This is a genomic window from Mycobacterium sp. NGS33 (assembly GCF_059812885.1).
The window spans coordinates 545,264-560,629 of the sequence record NZ_JCALDN010000003.1; the positions used below are offsets into that span (position 1 = coordinate 545,264).

The window sequence follows — 15,366 nt, forward strand, 5'->3', positions numbered from 1 at the left end:
CGGTGACGGCGGGCAAGCGCACCGCGGCGATCGTCGGAGTGCACAACACTCGGCAAGGGCGACGGCTGGACGGCGAAACCTCGCGCGGACTGGCGATCAAGGCGATCCTCGGCGCGCTCGACGACGCCGGCCTGACCCTCGACGACGTCGACGGCATCAGTGCCAGCCCGGAGTCGACCTCGTTGATCTATGACCTGCGCATCGGCCCGGCCTGGCAGGGCCTGGCCTTCGGGGTCGGCATGATCACCGAGGCCGTCACCGCCATCGAGCACGGCATGGCCGAGGTGGTGGTGCTGGTCGCGGCCCAGGCCGGCGAATACCGCGACCATGAGGCCACGGCGCCCTGGACCCGCCCCGAGAACGAATTCGTCGCCCCCTGGGGCATGTTCACCACCGCCGAATTCGCACTCATCGCCCGACGCCACATGCATGCCTATGGCACCACGCGCGAACACCTTTCGTTGGTGGCCGCGACCATCCGCAACAACGGCTCCCGCAACCCCGAAGCCGTCTACTACGACCGGGGGCCGTTCAGCCCGGAGGACATCACCGCGTCACGGCCCATCGCCGATCCCTTCCATCTGCTGGATTGCGCCACCACGTCCGAAGGAGGGTGCGCGCTCGTCGTGGCCAACATCGACGCCGTCGACCTCGCGGGCCGACCCATCTACGTGTTGGGCAGCGGCGCGGACTTTCACGGACCGTCGTATCAGCACCCACCCGCGTACGACCTCGCCGGAAGGCGCGGAGACCACGTCAATGGCGTGGTGGGCCGTCGCGCGGCCGAGTGCGCATTCAGACACGCCGGGTTGCGCCGCGAGGACGTCGACGTGCTGGAACTCTACGATCCGTTCTCCTTCGAAATCATCCGCCAGCTCGAGGCTTTCGGCTTCTGCGGCGACGGTGAGGGCGGACCGTTCGTGGCCGACGGCCACATCGCCATCGACGGCAGCCACCCGATCACCACCGACGGCGGGACGATGTCGTTCAGTCACGCCGGTGCCAATCCGCAGATGATGCAGCGGGCCATCCGCGCGGTGCAACAGTTGCGCGGGCAGGCCGGCGATCTGCAAGTCCCCGATGCGCAGGTCGCGCTCTGCAGCAACGGGGGAGCGGGGGCCCTGTTCACCACCGTGCTGATTCTGGGAGACCAACCACGATGACCTCCGATCCCTTGCGGCCCCAAGCCGGGCCCGTCCCCCACGCGAGCAGCCACGTCAGCCGCCCCTTCTGGGAGGGATGCTCGTCCCACGAACTGCGTTACCAGCGGTGCGTGGCATGCGGATTGGCGAACTTTCCACCGACCGAACGCTGCCGCCAATGCCTTTCGGAGGACATCAGCTGGCAGCATGGCGGCGGCCTCGGCGAGATCTACAGCTGGACGGTCGTATACCGGCCCGTGACACCGGAATTCGAGCCGCCCTACGCGCCGGCGATCATCACCCTGGACGAGGGCTATCAGATGCTCACCAATGTCGTCGGTGTGCCACCGGAGGATCTGGAGGTCGGCATGAGGGTGCGCGTGCAGTTCCACGCCACCGGACCCGACGCCACACTCCCATACTTCACCGGCGCGGAAATGGACAGTTCGTGAGCCCGAGAACCAGCAACGGCCTGCCGGTCACCGCCTACCTCGTGTTGGGGATCTTGGCGTCCAACGACGAGCAACTCACCGCCGGTGAGATCAAGATGCGCGCCGAACTGTCGGTCGGGCACTTCTATTGGTCACCGTCGGTCAGCCACGTGCGGCGCGAACTGACCCGCCTGCTGCAGCGCGGCATGGTCAGCGAGACCGGCGCGCAGTCCGGCAAGCGCGCCATCACCCTGTACGAGACCACCGATGCCGGCCGCGAGGCGCTGCGCCGCTGGGTGCAACACTTCCCGGGCCCCGATCGCGTCGTCATCAAACACCCCGTCATCCTCAAGACCTGGCTGGCGCGCGGCCAGGATCCCGACAACGTCCTCGACACCTTGGACCGGCATCTGGAAGCGACCCGCGCCCGGTTGGACGAGGCGCTGTGGTCGCGGCAGCGGTCGGCCGAACTCGGCATCACCGAGGATCCCGAGCAGCGGTACTCCTTCGCGGTGTTGGACTACGCCATCCGCGGGCTGTACGCCGAGATCTCCAACATCACCCAGCTGCGCGACGAGATCGCCGGGGGCACAACGCGAGACCCGGTCAAACGGGTGCGACGGTCGAAGGGTCAGATCCGGCGCCGGGTACCGAGGAGCCCGTCCTAGCCGTCTCGCCACGAACCGTGTAGGCCGTGCCCCGTGGTTCGCGCTCCCACAACAGCTCGCCGGGCCCGACGGTCGTCCCTTGAGCGATCAACTGACGCTTGAGCACCTTGTGCGTGGCGGTGCTGGGCAGGTCGGCCGCGATGCGGACGTAGCGCGGACGGGCCTTGCGGGACAGGTCGGGCTGGGCGTTCAGGAACGTTTCGAACTCCGCTGCGGTCAGGGTGTGGCCGTCGTTGAGGACGATCGCGGCCATCACCTGATCCCCGACGCGTCCGTCGGCCACCGCATAGACCGCAACGCGGCTGATCGCGCTGTGCCGCAACAGGATCCGTTCGATCGGCGCCGCAGCCAGATTTTCGCCGTCCACCCGCATCCAGTCGGCGGTGCGACCGGCCAGGTAGATCCAGCCGTCGGCGTCCCGGTAGGCCAGGTCGCCGGACCAATACATGCCGTGGCGCATCCGTTCGGCGTTGGCGTCCGGGTCGTTGTAGTAGCCGGTGAAGAAACCCGAACCCGCCGTGTTGACCAACTCGCCCACCGCTTCGTCGGCGTTGACCAGCGCCCCGTCGGCGTCGAACTGGGCGACCGCGCATTCGGTGACGGTGTCGCTGTTGTACACCGCCACCCCGTCGGCGCCGCGGCCGATCGAGCCCTTCGGCGTGCCCGGTTCGCGAATGATGATGACGGCGTTCTCGGTGGAGCCGAAGCCGTCCTCGACCTGCACACCGAACCGGCGGGCGAACTCCTCGATGTCCTTGTCGTTGGCCTCGTTACCGAACGCCACCCGCAGTGGATTGTCGGCGTCGTCGTCGCGTGCGGCGGTGGCCAGGATGTAGGCCAGCGGCTTGCCGACGTAGTTCATGTAGGTGGCGCCGTAGCGGCGGACGTCCTCGAGGAAGCTGCTCGCCGAGAATTTCGCCGGCACGATCGCCGCGCCGGAGCAGACCGCGGGTGCCCAACCCGCGACGACCGCGTTGGAGTGAAACAGCGGCATCGACACGTAACAGGTGTCTTGGTCGGTGAGGGCGAACCGGTCGGCCAGGCTGAGACCGGCGACGGTGGCCATGAAGTGGGACACCTGGACCGCCTTGGGGTTTCCGCTCGTGCCGGAGGTGAAGATCATCATGAAGGAATCCATCGCGCTGACCTGTTTGTGCGGTGTCAGTTCGCCTGCGGTGTCGATGAATTCGGCCCATTGCGGTGTCGAGGTGTCGAGGATCTGGGCGTCGCCGAGGTCCAGGCCATCCAGCAGCGGCCGATGTTCGGCATCGGTCACCACGAACTGACAGTCGGAACGACGGACATCGGCGGCCAGCGCTTCACCGCGCCGGGTGTTGTTCAGGCCGCACAGCACATAGCCGCCCAGCCCGGCAGCCGCCATCTGGCTCAGCATCTCGGGCGTGTTTCCCAGCAGGGCGCCGATGTGCATGGGGCGTTGCGGATCGGCGGCGGCGACCAGCGCGGCGGCCCGCGCCGCGGCGCCCTTTAGGTACTCATGCCAAGTCCATTGCACGTCACGGTATTTCACCGCGATCGACGGATCGGCCAGGCGCTTGTGCAGCAGCCCTTGAATCGTGTCGTCAGCCATCGGCCGGATCCACCTTCACTAGCCCATACTACGAGACGAGACGGTCCGTCTTATAGTAGCGGGCGGCTCGGTAGCCCCGGTACGAGGCCTGCCGCCCTACACCACCCCATGTGGTGGAGTTTTCATGCGTATTTCGCCCAGGATTCCCCATCGGGGACCGCGTGTATAGCTGGTGCGTTCGCTTCGGGTTGTCATCATGGCCCCATGCTGTTTGAGCTGCACAGGTCGCTGTTGCTGTTACGGAATCGAGCGAGTGAACTTCGTCGCGAATTCGCACAATCGCGATCGGCGGGTTCGTCGGGCCGGCGGTATCAGGCCCGACCGCCCGCAGCGAAGGGCGACGGCCAAAGCTGATGCGCGACGGCGCTATCCGCCCACCATCATCAGCCCGCCGTCCACGGCCAGCAGTTGTCCGGTGATGAAGCCCGAGCCGGGGCCGGCCAGGAACACCAGCATTGGACCGAGGTCGCGGGCGGGTTCGCCTAGCGTGCCGCCGAGCGGGATCATCATCTGCATCTGCTGGTCGATCAGGGCCGCGGCGTCCGGGCCCAGGAATTCGCGGAGGCGGTCGGCGCCTGCCGTCTGCACCGCGGGGGCAAGCGCGTTGACGGTGATGTTGTCGGCGGCCCAGGCTTTGGCGGCCGACCGCGTCCACGCCTGCACCGCGCCCTTGGTTGCGGCGTAGACGGCCGAGATCGGGCTGCCCATCACGGCTTCCGACGACCCGAAGTTGATGATCCGGCCGCCCTTGGGGTCTTGGTCCTTCATTACCGCGTACGCGGCCTGGTTGGTGAGAATCGTCGCCTTGACGTTGGTGTCCAACAGAAACGAGATGTCGTCGGCGCCGATGTAACCGGGGATGCCGGCCTGCCACAGCCCCGCGGCGTTCACCAGCACGTCGAGCCCGCCGAGGCGGTGCGCCGCCTCGCGGACCATCGCCGAGACGGCCTCGCCTTGGCGCACGTCGCACTGCAACCATTCGGCCGCCAGGCCGTCTGGCGGTGGCGTCTGGTGATACGTCGCGGCGACCGTCGCTCCCGCCGCCGTGAGCACCTCGACGGCGGCCGCGCCGATTCCGGTGGCACCCCCGGTGACCAGGATCCGGCGGCCGAGCAGAGGAGACGTCGCGTCTGACATGGCCAAGACGCTACCGCGAGCTTTAAACTCGACGTTCGGCGCCAAGGCGTCCCGGCGCCGGCCGACTACGTGCGCACGGCGATCGTCGAGAGCAGATCGGCGAGCCGATCGGGCTGATCGACCATGGAGAAGGTCTTGGCCCCCGCGATGATTTCGAGGCGGGCCCCGGGAATGGTCGCGGCCAGCCGCGCCCCGTCTTCCTGCTCGAAGAACACGTCATCGGCCGACCACGCGATGAGCGTCGGTTTGTCGAAGTCGTACAGCCGGGCCGCCACCGTCGTCGTCACCTCGGTGCGCATCGAAAGCGTGAATTGGCGCAGGTCTTCGGCGATCGCCGGATTCGATAGCCCCGGGCGCACCCAGGCTTCGGTGAGCTCGTCGATGTTGGCGTGCGCCAGTCCGTCGAACGCACGCTTGCGCACGGCCGGCACCCGCATGGCCTGGGCCACGGCCCGGAACGACGTCTTGGACTTCGCCGCCAGAATGACCGGCCGCAGGATCGGCGGCGGAAAGTGTTCGAACGCATCGCAACTCGTGAGCACCAGCGCGCCCAGCCGTTCGCGATGGTGCACGGCCACCAGCTGGGTGACGACGCCGCCGGTGTCGTTACCCACCAGCACCACGTCCTGCAGGTCCAGCGCGGCGAGCACCTCGGCGACCATGCCGGCGACACCGGTGATCGTCCGGTCGGCGCCTCGGCGCAGCGGCTCGGGATGTGCACCCAGCGGCCAGGTCGGCGCGATGCACCGCAGGCCGCGCGCCGCCAGGCGTTCACTGACTTGGCGCCACAATTGCCCACCCATCATGTAGCCGTGGACGAAGACGACAGGCCGCCGTTTTCGGGTCCGGCTGCTTCGTAATGGATGGTTCCGGCACTAATGTCGATCGTCGACATAGCAAACTCCTACTTCGAGGGATAGACTTACAAACAGGCTGCCTGTTCGTAAGTTACCAACAGGCTGTATGGAAAGCAAGAGACGGACCCAGGAAGAGCGCTCCGCGGCGACCCGCGACGCGCTGATCGCGGCTGCCCGCAAGTTGTGGGGGCTGCGGGGTTACGCCGAAGTGGGGACGCCGGAGATCGCCACCGCCGCCGGGGTGACCCGCGGCGCGATGTATCACCAATTCGCCGACAAGGCAACACTTTTCCGCGAGGTCGTCGAGGTAGTCGAGCAGGACGTGATGGCGCGGATGGGCGTGGTGGTGGCCGAGTCCGGGGCCACCACACCGGCCGACGCGGTCCGGGCCGCGGTCGACGCGTGGCTCGACGTGTCCGGCGATCCTGAGGTGCGCCAGTTGATCCTGCTGGATGCACCGAGCGTGCTCGGGTGGGCCGAATTCCGTGACGTCGCCCAGCGCTACAGCCTGGGCATGACCGAACAGCTGCTCACCGAGGCGATCCGGGCCGGCCAGCTGGCCGAGCAGCCGGTGCGGCCGCTGGCGCACGTGCTGATCGGGGCGCTCGACGAGGCGGCGATGGTCATCGCCACCGCCGACGACCCGAAACGGACCCGCCGCGAAACCGGGCAGGTGCTACACCGGCTCATCGACGCCATGTTCGACGCGCGCTGAAGGCCACTTTCGAAGGCCGCGCGAAAACCGCAGGGCAGAACCGGGTTTCGTTATCCGTCGCGGACCTGCGCGACACCCGCGATGACGCCCTGGATCAGGCGGTCCAAGCGCTCGGCATCGTCGACGGCCGGCTGGCCCGCGACGAAGGTCAGCATGACGCCGTTGATGAAGGCCAGGGTGGCGGTCGCCTGGTCGTCGACCAGGGCCGGATCCGGTGCGCTGCCGGCGGGATGCCATTGGGTGACGACATTGCGCGCCAGGGTGTAGAGCCGGTCGGCGGATTCGTTGAGGGCGGCGGCCAATTCCGGGTCGCGGCCGGCCAGCAGCGCTAGTTCATAGCGGGCCTTCGCGCGAGTGAGCCACGGTTCGCTGTTCACGTACATGACGATGCGTGCCAGGCCTGCGGTGCCGGCGAACTGGGTGGCGTGATTCTCGGCGAGCTCGGCCATCATCGAGAAGTCGGCGACGTCGAGTTCGGCCAGTCGCGTCGCCATGGCGTACACCAACGCCTTGCGGGTCCTGAAGTAGAACGACGTGGTGCCGGCCGGCACCCCGGCGTGGTCGTCGACCTTGGGGTGACTGACGCCGTGTACGCCGTTGGCGCCCAGCAGCTCGATCGCGGCGTCGGCGAGCTGGCGGCGCCGCGCCGGCGCGTTGTGCTTTCTACGTGCAGCGATACGCCCCAGTTTATCCGGCGGAGGACCCAGCGGTCCGGATCGCGCGAATCTAGAACTGACCGCAGTTCGGCGTCGTGGGCTCGCCGTTGAAGCGCGCGGCGACCCATTGCATGGCCGGTTCGCCGTCGACCAGCATCGGCAGTGCGTGGTTGATGACGAGCTTGTTCAGGAAGGGCGGCTCTTCGTTGGTGCGGAATTCCACATCGGCGTCCTGGGCGCACCAATCGCGGCCGAGCTGGTTGGCCGCGGTCCACGGCACCAACGGGTCATAGCGATTGCTGTCGATCATCACCGGCGCGTTCGGTTTGTAGCGGCCGAGCCGTTGCGCCTCGAACAGGCTGTTGAACGGCTCCTCGTTCACCAGCTGATTGATGTCCTCGGTGAAATAGGGCTGGATGTGGCGAAACATGAAGTCCAGCAGGGTCTGTCCGACGCATTGCCGCGATACCGATTCCAGCATCGCCAACCCTCGCGGCGTCATCTTGGAGCGAATGACGTCGGCGAACTCCGGATAGGCCGCCATGACGCTGTTGAGCGCATACCCGACGACGCCGACGAGGGCGCTGCCATCGGCATAGGGCAGCAGCTCCTTGAGGTTGGCCGGCGGCGCGCCGGCGTAGGTGCCCACGATGTGTAGGTCTGGGGCGTATTGCGAGGCGAGCTCGGCGGCCGAAGCGGTCGCGCCCCCGCCTTGCGAGTAGCCCCAAAACGCCACCGGCCCATGGGGATCCAACGACGTCCCGGGCAACCGCATGGCCGCGCGTGCCGCATCGAGCACCGCCTGGCCCTCGGCGACCCGGCCCACGTAGGTGTGCATCGACGGAGTGCCCAGGCCCTGATAATCGGTCATCACGATGGCGAAGCCACGGGCGACCATGGTGGCGACGAACAACTCCTCGTAGTTGAACATGATGTCCCAGCCACCCGAATAGTGGATGCCCTGGTTGAACATGCGCGACGGGGCGCACTGATTGCCCTGGCCCTGGGTGCCGGGCGCGTAGCTGATCAACGGCCGCGGCCCGCCGCCGGGCCAGTCGTTGTAGGGCTCGAAGTAGGTGCCGGTGACCGCGATCGGGTTGCCCCGGGTATCGGTGCTGCGGTACATGATTCGGGTGCCGGTGGCCATGATCGCGCCCAACTGACCGGAGGGCTCCAGCACCAGCCGCGACGGCTCGGTGCGGATCAGGTCGCCGGGCCGGCCGGGCGGCAGGGGATCCGGCGGGAGGTAGAAGTCCGCGTACTGCGGTTCATCCCCACCATCGGCCCGCGCGTTTCCCACTCCCACGAGTGCGCAGGCGATTACCAGCAGTACTGCGAAAACTCCCCCGGCCCGATGCATTACGGAACGGTAACAATCACGGCGCCGCCAGCGGAAGAGCAATCTCTAATTTTTTAGAGATTAGTTTCGCCTACCGATGTCTCTGGCTGAAGAATTGCCAGATGGTGGCGGTGGCGTCCAGCGCGGTGGATGGTGCCGGAATTCCCGCGACCTTTTCTGCGAGGGGACTGCGCTCGCCGCCGGGCCATTGATGGCCGGCTCCGGCAACGGAGATCAACTGTACGGTGCGCCCGTCCGCGCAGCTCGCCGTCTGCGTTGTCACGTCGCCGGCGATGGTCGAGCTCGGCGGCCCGCATCCGTCGATGGCGCGCCAGGTGGCGTTGACGGATTCCGCCGACGGACCGTCGACGCGCGGAGACCCGTCGGCGTCAAAGGCTTTTCCGGGACCGCCGTTGTAGGGGACCCTGTCGTCGGCCGTGCCGTGGATCTGCAGCACGGAGGCCGGCCGTGCCGCGGAGCAGTCGGACAGCAGGGTGCCCGCCACCGGAGCGATCGCCGCGAAGGTGTCGGACTGGCAGCCCAGCCGAAGCGCCATCATGGCCCCGTTCGACATGCCGGTGACATAGATGCGTGCGCGGTCGACCGGTATCTCCCGCTCGATGGCGGCGACCATGGCGGTGATGAATCCGACGTCGTCGGTGTTGAGGCGCCCGGGCTCGCCGCAGCAGGTCCCGGCGTTCCAGGCCCGGTCGAGGCCGTCGGGATAGGCGACCAGAAAATGTCCGCTGTCCGCCTCGGCGTCCCAGTGATAGGAACGCTCGGCCTGCGCCCCGTTCCCGAAGCCGCCGTGCAGCATCACCACCATCGGCACCGCATCGGTCAGCCCCTGTGGCCGGTACAGGTGAAAGGTCCTGCCGGCGCCGCCCGAGGAGATGGTCTGCGTGGACTGGCCTACTGGAATGGATTGCGGGCCAGGGTTTCCCAGCGCATGGCCGCCGTCGAGGCATCCGGCGAGCACGACCACCAGCACGGGAAGTAGACACACGCTCGATGCCCGGACGATTCCCCATCGCATGAGCACAGCGTGGCACCCGTCGGCCACTTTGACAAGATGCTTGTCAATCTCCTGCCGGGTGGCACACTGGTCGGCATGCCACAGCGACCGGGGGCCGGGTGGGAGCCCACCGTGCCGGCGCTGGTGAACCTGGTCGCCGCGGCGGGGGCGCCGCGCTTGCGAGCAGCGTTCGCCGCGGCCGGCCTCGACGGGATTCGCCCCGCGCAATCGGTGGCTCTGGTGCCGCTGGCCGCCGGCGGGTTGCACGCATCCACACTGGCCGAGCGGCTCAGGGTGAGTAGGCAGGCGGTAGCGCAGGCCGTCGCGGCTTTGGAGCGAAACGGTTACGTGACCCGAGCGCCCGACCCGGAGGACGCCCGTGCGCGCGTCATCGAACTGACCGCGCGCGGCCGGCAGGCGCTTCGGGTAATGCGTTCCAACGCAGTGGCTTTGGAACAGCACTGGACCGAAGTGCTGGGGGCGCGACGGCTCGCCGAGCTCCGCGAAACGTTGAAGATCTTGCTTGCCAGCGAGGGGGAGGCGGCGGCGAATCCCGTTGGCTAGCAGCCGTTATGGCGTCTTGAGAAAGACGTCGTTGAGTGTGACGGTGCGCAGGTTCCGGTCGCGGATGGTCTCCACGAGCTGCGGATAGACGTGGGTCACCGGCAGATGATTGAGGTGGCCGATCACGATGGCCTGCGGCGTGAAGTACTGATCGGCCATTTGCACGATGTACTCCTCGGTGATCAACGTCGAATCCGACAGCGAACCCGACCACAGCGTGGGGACCTGGTAACCGAGGTCGGCGGCCACCGCGTCCACGCCGGCGTTGCGCTTTGCGTACGGCGGCCGCCAATACGGTTTGGCGCCGATGCCATACGTCTTCTTCAAAAACGCGTCATTGCGGGAGAGCTGTTCGGCCACTTGCTCTTTGGTCAATGTGGTCAGGTCCGGATGTGACCAGGTGTGGTTGCCGAGTTGGATCTGCCCGCTGTCGACCAACGGTCGAAGCAGCTCCAGGTTGTCGGTCCACGAGTCGTAGATCCCGTTCACGAAATAGGTCAGCCGTATGCCGGTGTCCTTGGCGAACTGGGTGTAGGCGCGCACCACCTCGCTGTTGACGCCGTCGTCGACGGTCAGTGCGAGCAGGTCGCCGTCACCGGGCAGCTTCATCAGGGCGCCGCCGCCGGGCAGCGGTATGCGGGCGCTGCGCGGCGGGGGCGGTAACAGGGCCTGCGGGGCGGTCGGACCGGAGGTCGGTATGTCGGCCGCCGAGGTCTGGGCAAACGTGCGTGGCTGCGGATCGACGATCAGCCGCGCGGCTCCCACGCCGGCGACGACAGACGCGGCGAGCGATCCGAGGAACTGACGGCGGTTCATGGCTGGCAGGCGAGGGCGCCGCCCACACCATCACGCGGCGACGACAATGGCGAATTCGGCCCGAGTATTCGCGGACGGATAGTGGCGCCCGGCGCAACAACGGCGTCCCCGCGGGAACCGCCGTCGGTACAAAACATCGAGGCCACAGCAGCGAACCGTACCATTCACCGCGCCGAGAAGTCGGCTCCGTTACGGGAGGGTCAGCTGTGAATTTCACTGACCCCGCTTTGCCGGGGCCCCGGGCCGACCGGGCGTATTAGTGCGGTTCGCCGGCGGCCCGTTGCGGCAATCGCACCGGTTCGGTGCTGGGCGTGCCCAGCGTCGAGGCCAGCCAGGGCAGCGCCGTGGCAAACGCCTGGGCGGCGAACGGCCAGTCGTGCTTGCCCGGCTGGGTGACCACCGCGCAGGCGATCCCGTGGGCGGTGCCGACGGCGCACAGTGAGTTCGCGGCGGCGTCCTGGCCCTCGGGGTTGGCGGCGGGATCGCTGCTGGACGCGGTGAGCGTGGGATTGGCTTCCTGCGCGACGGCGCGCGCCTCCGTCGACGAGGGCACGTCGAACCATCCCGATAGGCCGTCGTAGTGGCCGTGCTTCGTCATCACCGTGACGGGGTCGAAGGCCGCCCATGCGTCGTGATTGCCGCCGAACAACCGCGCGACGGTTTGATCCTTGGAGCCACCGTTCGGTCCGCGATCACCCGCGATGTCGACGAACGCGCTGAACAGCTCCGGGTGCATGACGGCCAGCGTCACGGCGCAGGTACCGCCCATCGACCAGCCGGCGACACCCCAGTTGGAGCGATCGGCGCTGACGCCGAAGTTCGACACCATGAAGGGCTCGATGTCCTTGGTCAGATGATCGGCGGCGTTGCCGCGGGGTCCGTTGACGCACTCGGTGTCGTTGTCGAAGGAACCGGTGGGATCGACAAACACCAACACCGGGGAGAAGCCGTGATGGGCGGCCGCGAAGTTATCGATGGCGGTGAACGCGCCGCCCGGGCCCAGCCAGTCGGCCGGGGTGTTGAAGGCGGAGCTGATCATCATGACCGCCGGCAGCCGCGGCGGCGGATTGCTGTTGAACCAGGCCGGCGGCAGGTAGACCAGCTCTCGACGGTGGGCGAAGTGGGAGCCAGAGGGGGAATTGCCGTCGATGTCCACCGGCACCACCACGCCCTTGGTCGGCCTGGTTCCGGCGATCTGCATCTCGGTGACCCGCAGCCGGTCGATCTGGTCGGGCAGTGGCACCGACGTCAGCTGATTCCACGCGGCGAGCGCGGTGGGGAAGTAGCCGACCCAGCCGTTCAGCGCCATGCCGGCACACAGGACGCACAGCGGTATCGCCAGTACCGCCGCCCCGCGACGCCACCAGCGCACGCCCCGCCAGCCGACCAGGAAGACGGCGGCGGCCAGGCCGCTCATCGCGATCCAGAGCCACAGGGTCGTCGGCGCCGGGTCGCCGGCCACCCCGAGCGACGTGATGTACCACCGCGCCAGCAGGGTGACCGCGACGGCTGCGATCAAGGCCACCGGCACCACCCGCTTGAGCCAGCTCCCGGCGCGCCAGTGGATCGCGACGAGCAGCACGAGCAGCGTCAGACCCTGCACGGCCGGCGGAAACCAGCCATGCAGCAGGGACAGCTGTCCGAAGAACTGCTCCAACGGTCGTGACCTTCGCTAGATCGATCGCTGCGTGGGGGTGCGGTGACTATCCAAGGGCCGGTCGGGGTCATCGGAGACGGCGGCCGGACCAACTATGTCATACGATCGCGGCCTGTCAGCCGACCGTTTCTGCGTGTAGGCCGACCAGATCCGCGCGACCTGGGCCGCCGCGCTCACGCGTCGTTGATGACGCTGGTGAAGGAGCGCAGCCGCAGGCTGTTGCCCACCACGAGAAGACTGGAGACGGCCATCGCGGCGCCGGCGAACATTGGGTTGAGCATGCCGAGCGCGGCCACCGGGATGGCGGCCAGGTTGTACCCGAACGCCCACAACAAGTTGGTTTTGATGGTGGCCAGCGTCCGCCGGGAGAGCCGGATCGCGTCCACCGCGGCACGCAGGTCGCCGCGGACCACCGTGAGGTCGGCCGCCTGGATCGCGACGTCGGTGCCGGTGCCCATGGCCAGGCCCAGGTCGGCGGCGGCCAGGGCCGCGGCGTCGTTGACGCCGTCACCGACCATGGCGACCACCTTGCCCTCCGATTGCAGGCGTTGCACCGCGGCGACCTTGGCGGCGGGGGTCGCGCCGGCGATGACCTGCGCGATCCCGAGCTCGTCGGCGACGCGGGCGGCGGCGCCTGCGTTGTCGCCGGTCAGCAGCACCGGGGTGAGGCCCTGCCCGGTGAACTGCCGCACCGCCGCGGCGCTCGATGGTTTGACGGTGTCGGCGACCACCAGGACGCCGCGGGCCAGGCCGTCCCAGCCGACGATCACCGCGGTCTTGCCCTCACCCTCGGCGCGGGCCTTGGCCCCCGACAGCGCGGGGTCGAGGTGCATCCCGCGTTCGGTCAGCAGGCTCTCGCGCCCGGCGACGACGGCATGCCCGTCGACCGTGCCCTGCACGCCGCTGCCCCCGATGCCGGTGAAGTCGGCGGGTGCGGGCAGCGCGCCGAGTTGCGCGGCGGCGCCCCGGGCGATGGCTCGCGCGACGGGATGCTCCGACGCGTCCTCCAGGGCCCCGGCGTAGCGCAACAGCGTGCTGCGATCGGTCTGCGCCCCGGCGATGACGTCGACCAGGGTCATCTTGCCGGTGGTGACGGTGCCGGTCTTGTCCAGCACGATCGTGTCGACGCTGCGGGTGGCCTCCAGCACTTCGGGCCCGTTGATGAGCACGCCGAGCTGCGCGGCGCGTCCGGTGCCGACCAGCAGGGCGGTCGGGGTCGCCAGCCCCAGCGCACACGGGCAGGCGATGATGAGCACCGCGACGGCCGCGGTCAGGGCGGTGGTGAGCGAGAAGCCCGCCGCGAGCCAGCCGGCCAGGGTCGCCACCGCGACGCCGATGACCGCGGGAACGAAGACGCCCGAGACGCGGTCGGCGAGGCGCTGCGCCCGGGCCTTGCCGGATTGCGCCCGCTCGACGAGCCTCGCCATCCGCGCAAGCTGGGTATCGTCACCGACCCCGGTGGCGCGCACCACGAGGCGGCCGCCGACGTTGACGGTGGCGCCGGTGACCGCGTCGCCCACACCGACCTCGGCCGGCACCGACTCGCCGGTCAGCATGGAGGCGTCCACGGCCGAGGAACCCGCGACGACGATCCCGTCGGTGGCGATCCGCTCCCCGGGACGCACCACGAACTCGTCGCCGACCGCGAGCCGGTCGATTGGGACGCGGATCTCGCTGCCTTGAAGGTCGGGGCGCAGCACCGCGACGTCCTTGGCGCCCAGCGTCAGCAGCGTGCGCAGCGCGGCGCCGGCCGTCCGCTTGGACCGCTTCTCGAAATACCGGCCGGCGAGGACGAACAACGTCACACCGGCGCCGACCTCGAAGTAGACGTGACACGGGGCGCCGTCGCGCCCGACGGTCAGCTCGAAGTCGTGCCGCATGCCCGGTTGGCCGGCCGTCCCGAGGAACAGGGCGTAGATCGACCACAGGAATGCCGCCAGGGTGCCGAGCGAGACCAGGGTGTCCATGGTGGCGACGCCGTGCTTGAGGTTGGTCCAGGCGGCCGCGTGGAAGGGCCGGCCGCACCACACGACGACCGGCGTGGTCAGGGCCAGCGACACCCAGTGCCAGTGCGGGAATTCCCACGCGGGGACCATGGCCATCGCGATGACGGGCCCGGCCAGCACGATCGCGGTGACCAGCCGCCGGCGCAGCGAGGCCAGCTCCGGGTCGTCGGGTGTCGAGCCTTGCGGCAGGGTGGCGGCGTACCCCGCCTTTTCGATCTCGCCGATGAGAATCCGCGGGTCGTAACCGGCGGGGGCCGTGACGGCCGCCTTCTCCGTGGCGTAGTTGACGGACGCCGCGACGCCGTCGAGCTTGTTGAGCTTCTTCTCGATCCGGGCCGCGCAGGAGGCGCAGGTCATCCCGGTGATCTCTAGTTCGATGCGGGACGGGGTGGTCGAGGCGGTGCGATTGATCTGCCGGGGGGGCGTGCTCATGCGACCAGGACGGCCTCGTAGCCGGCCTCGTCGACAGCGCCCACGACGGCATCCTCGTCGATGGGCTGTGCGCTGGTGACGACGAGCCTGCCCGTGGCGGCGCTGACCGCCACGTCCTGCACGCCGGGAATCTGGGCCACCTCGCTGCGGACGGCGGCCTCGCAGTGCCCACAGCTCATTCCGCTCACCCGATATTCGCTGGTGGGCATGCCGCTCCTTCTCGCTTCCCCGGCAGTCTTGACCCCTCCATTCTGCCTGTACGCCCCGGTGCGCAATTGCCGCAGGTGGGAACCGAACATTCCGGATCCGCAGAACTAGACGGGATTAGGCTGCCGGGTAGCGG

Annotated in this window: 14 protein-coding genes and 1 pseudogene; 5 read left to right on the plus strand and 10 right to left on the minus strand. The window is 68.5% G+C overall.

Annotation, left to right across the window (positions count from 1 at the left end):
- Positions 1–2 precede the first annotated feature (2 nt).
- From AC5Y5B_RS10105 to AC5Y5B_RS10115, 3 genes are read left to right on the plus strand one after another with little or no spacing between them, the layout of a single operon-like run.
- The gene (locus AC5Y5B_RS10105; RefSeq protein WP_112632914.1) at positions 3–1,163 is read left to right on the plus strand and encodes a thiolase family protein; all 1,161 of its coding nucleotides are present in this window, start codon (positions 3–5) and stop codon (positions 1,161–1,163) included.
- The gene (locus AC5Y5B_RS10110; protein WP_112632915.1) at positions 1,160–1,594 is read left to right on the plus strand and encodes a Zn-ribbon domain-containing OB-fold protein; all 435 of its coding nucleotides are present in this window, start codon (positions 1,160–1,162) and stop codon (positions 1,592–1,594) included. Before AC5Y5B_RS10105 ends, AC5Y5B_RS10110 begins: the two co-directional genes overlap by 4 nt.
- A complete protein-coding gene (locus tag AC5Y5B_RS10115; RefSeq protein WP_112632916.1) occupies positions 1,591–2,241 on the plus strand; it encodes a PadR family transcriptional regulator in 651 nt (216 codons plus the stop codon). Before AC5Y5B_RS10110 ends, AC5Y5B_RS10115 begins: the two co-directional genes overlap by 4 nt.
- Here AC5Y5B_RS10115 and fadD1 read toward each other — a convergent pair.
- From fadD1 to AC5Y5B_RS10130, 3 genes and pseudogenes are all read right to left on the minus strand, one after another.
- The gene (gene fadD1 / locus AC5Y5B_RS10120; RefSeq protein WP_112632917.1) at positions 2,180–3,829 is read right to left on the minus strand and encodes a fatty-acid--CoA ligase FadD1; all 1,650 of its coding nucleotides are present in this window, start codon (positions 3,827–3,829) and stop codon (positions 2,180–2,182) included. The genes AC5Y5B_RS10115 and fadD1 overlap by 62 nt on opposite strands.
- A gap of 366 nt (positions 3,830–4,195) precedes the next feature.
- On the minus strand, positions 4,196–4,966 hold the full coding sequence (locus tag AC5Y5B_RS10125) for an SDR family NAD(P)-dependent oxidoreductase (protein WP_112632918.1): 771 nt from the start codon (positions 4,964–4,966) through the stop codon (positions 4,196–4,198).
- Positions 4,967–5,031: 65 nt separating this feature from the next.
- Positions 5,032–5,861: pseudogene (locus AC5Y5B_RS10130) on the minus strand (alpha/beta fold hydrolase).
- 68 nt (positions 5,862–5,929) lie between these two features.
- Here AC5Y5B_RS10130 and AC5Y5B_RS10135 point away from each other — a divergent pair.
- Positions 5,930–6,538 carry a TetR/AcrR family transcriptional regulator gene (locus AC5Y5B_RS10135; RefSeq protein ID WP_112632919.1) on the plus strand — a complete coding sequence of 203 codons (609 nt, stop codon included), beginning with the start codon at positions 5,930–5,932 and terminating at the stop codon, positions 6,536–6,538.
- A gap of 50 nt (positions 6,539–6,588) precedes the next feature.
- Here AC5Y5B_RS10135 and AC5Y5B_RS10140 read toward each other — a convergent pair whose 3' ends face one another.
- The 3 genes from AC5Y5B_RS10140 to AC5Y5B_RS10150 all read right to left on the minus strand — a co-directional run bounded on the left by AC5Y5B_RS10140 (position 6,589) and on the right by AC5Y5B_RS10150 (position 9,569).
- Positions 6,589–7,155 (minus strand): TetR/AcrR family transcriptional regulator, encoded by a 567-nt coding sequence (locus AC5Y5B_RS10140; RefSeq protein WP_346427296.1) that lies wholly within the window; start codon positions 7,153–7,155, stop codon positions 6,589–6,591.
- Between the two features lie 109 nt (positions 7,156–7,264).
- Positions 7,265–8,554: a lipase family protein gene (locus AC5Y5B_RS10145; protein ID WP_165821793.1), complete on the minus strand. Its 1,290-nt coding sequence runs from the start codon at positions 8,552–8,554 to the stop codon at positions 7,265–7,267.
- A gap of 70 nt (positions 8,555–8,624) precedes the next feature.
- Positions 8,625–9,569: an extracellular catalytic domain type 1 short-chain-length polyhydroxyalkanoate depolymerase gene (locus tag AC5Y5B_RS10150; protein WP_112632936.1), complete on the minus strand. Its 945-nt coding sequence runs from the start codon at positions 9,567–9,569 to the stop codon at positions 8,625–8,627.
- A 75-nt stretch (positions 9,570–9,644) separates the two neighbouring features.
- Here AC5Y5B_RS10150 and AC5Y5B_RS10155 point away from each other — a divergent pair, with 75 nt between their 5' ends.
- Positions 9,645–10,112 carry a MarR family winged helix-turn-helix transcriptional regulator gene (locus AC5Y5B_RS10155; protein ID WP_112632937.1) on the plus strand — a complete coding sequence of 156 codons (468 nt, stop codon included), beginning with the start codon at positions 9,645–9,647 and terminating at the stop codon, positions 10,110–10,112.
- A 6-nt stretch (positions 10,113–10,118) separates the two neighbouring features.
- Here AC5Y5B_RS10155 and AC5Y5B_RS10160 read toward each other — a convergent pair whose 3' ends face one another.
- From AC5Y5B_RS10160 to AC5Y5B_RS10175, 4 genes are all read right to left on the minus strand, one after another.
- Entirely contained in the window at positions 10,119–10,928 is an 810-nt protein-coding gene (locus tag AC5Y5B_RS10160; RefSeq protein WP_112632922.1) for a polysaccharide deacetylase family protein, read from the minus strand.
- A 256-nt stretch (positions 10,929–11,184) separates the two neighbouring features.
- Entirely contained in the window at positions 11,185–12,585 is a 1,401-nt protein-coding gene (locus AC5Y5B_RS10165; RefSeq protein ID WP_112632923.1) for an alpha/beta hydrolase, read from the minus strand.
- A gap of 173 nt (positions 12,586–12,758) precedes the next feature.
- Positions 12,759–15,023 (minus strand): heavy metal translocating P-type ATPase, encoded by a 2,265-nt coding sequence (locus AC5Y5B_RS10170; RefSeq protein WP_500005269.1) that lies wholly within the window; start codon positions 15,021–15,023, stop codon positions 12,759–12,761.
- Complete coding sequence (locus AC5Y5B_RS10175; protein ID WP_112632925.1) at positions 15,020–15,232, minus strand: heavy-metal-associated domain-containing protein; 213 nt, start codon at positions 15,230–15,232, stop codon at positions 15,020–15,022. Before AC5Y5B_RS10175 ends, AC5Y5B_RS10170 begins: the two co-directional genes overlap by 4 nt.
- Between the last annotated feature and the right edge of the window lie 134 nt (positions 15,233–15,366).

Bases quoted from the DNA above. Each gene is read 5' to 3' on its own strand.
- AC5Y5B_RS10155 (WP_112632937.1), top strand. From the start codon at position 9,645: ATGCCACAGCGACCGGGGGCCGGGTGGGAGCCCACCGTGCCGGCGCTG.
- AC5Y5B_RS10170 (WP_500005269.1), bottom strand. From the start codon at position 15,023: ATGAGCACGCCCCCCCGGCAGATCAATCGCACCGCCTCGACCACCCCG.
- AC5Y5B_RS10175 (WP_112632925.1), bottom strand. From the start codon at position 15,232: ATGCCCACCAGCGAATATCGGGTGAGCGGAATGAGCTGTGGGCACTGC.
- AC5Y5B_RS10150 (WP_112632936.1), bottom strand. From the start codon at position 9,569: ATGCGATGGGGAATCGTCCGGGCATCGAGCGTGTGTCTACTTCCCGTG.
- AC5Y5B_RS10145 (WP_165821793.1), bottom strand. From the start codon at position 8,554: ATGCATCGGGCCGGGGGAGTTTTCGCAGTACTGCTGGTAATCGCCTGC.
- AC5Y5B_RS10110 (WP_112632915.1), top strand. From the start codon at position 1,160: ATGACCTCCGATCCCTTGCGGCCCCAAGCCGGGCCCGTCCCCCACGCG.
- AC5Y5B_RS10125 (WP_112632918.1), bottom strand. From the start codon at position 4,966: ATGTCAGACGCGACGTCTCCTCTGCTCGGCCGCCGGATCCTGGTCACC.
- AC5Y5B_RS10135 (WP_112632919.1), top strand. From the start codon at position 5,930: ATGGAAAGCAAGAGACGGACCCAGGAAGAGCGCTCCGCGGCGACCCGC.
- AC5Y5B_RS10160 (WP_112632922.1), bottom strand. From the start codon at position 10,928: ATGAACCGCCGTCAGTTCCTCGGATCGCTCGCCGCGTCTGTCGTCGCC.
- fadD1 (WP_112632917.1), bottom strand. From the start codon at position 3,829: ATGGCTGACGACACGATTCAAGGGCTGCTGCACAAGCGCCTGGCCGAT.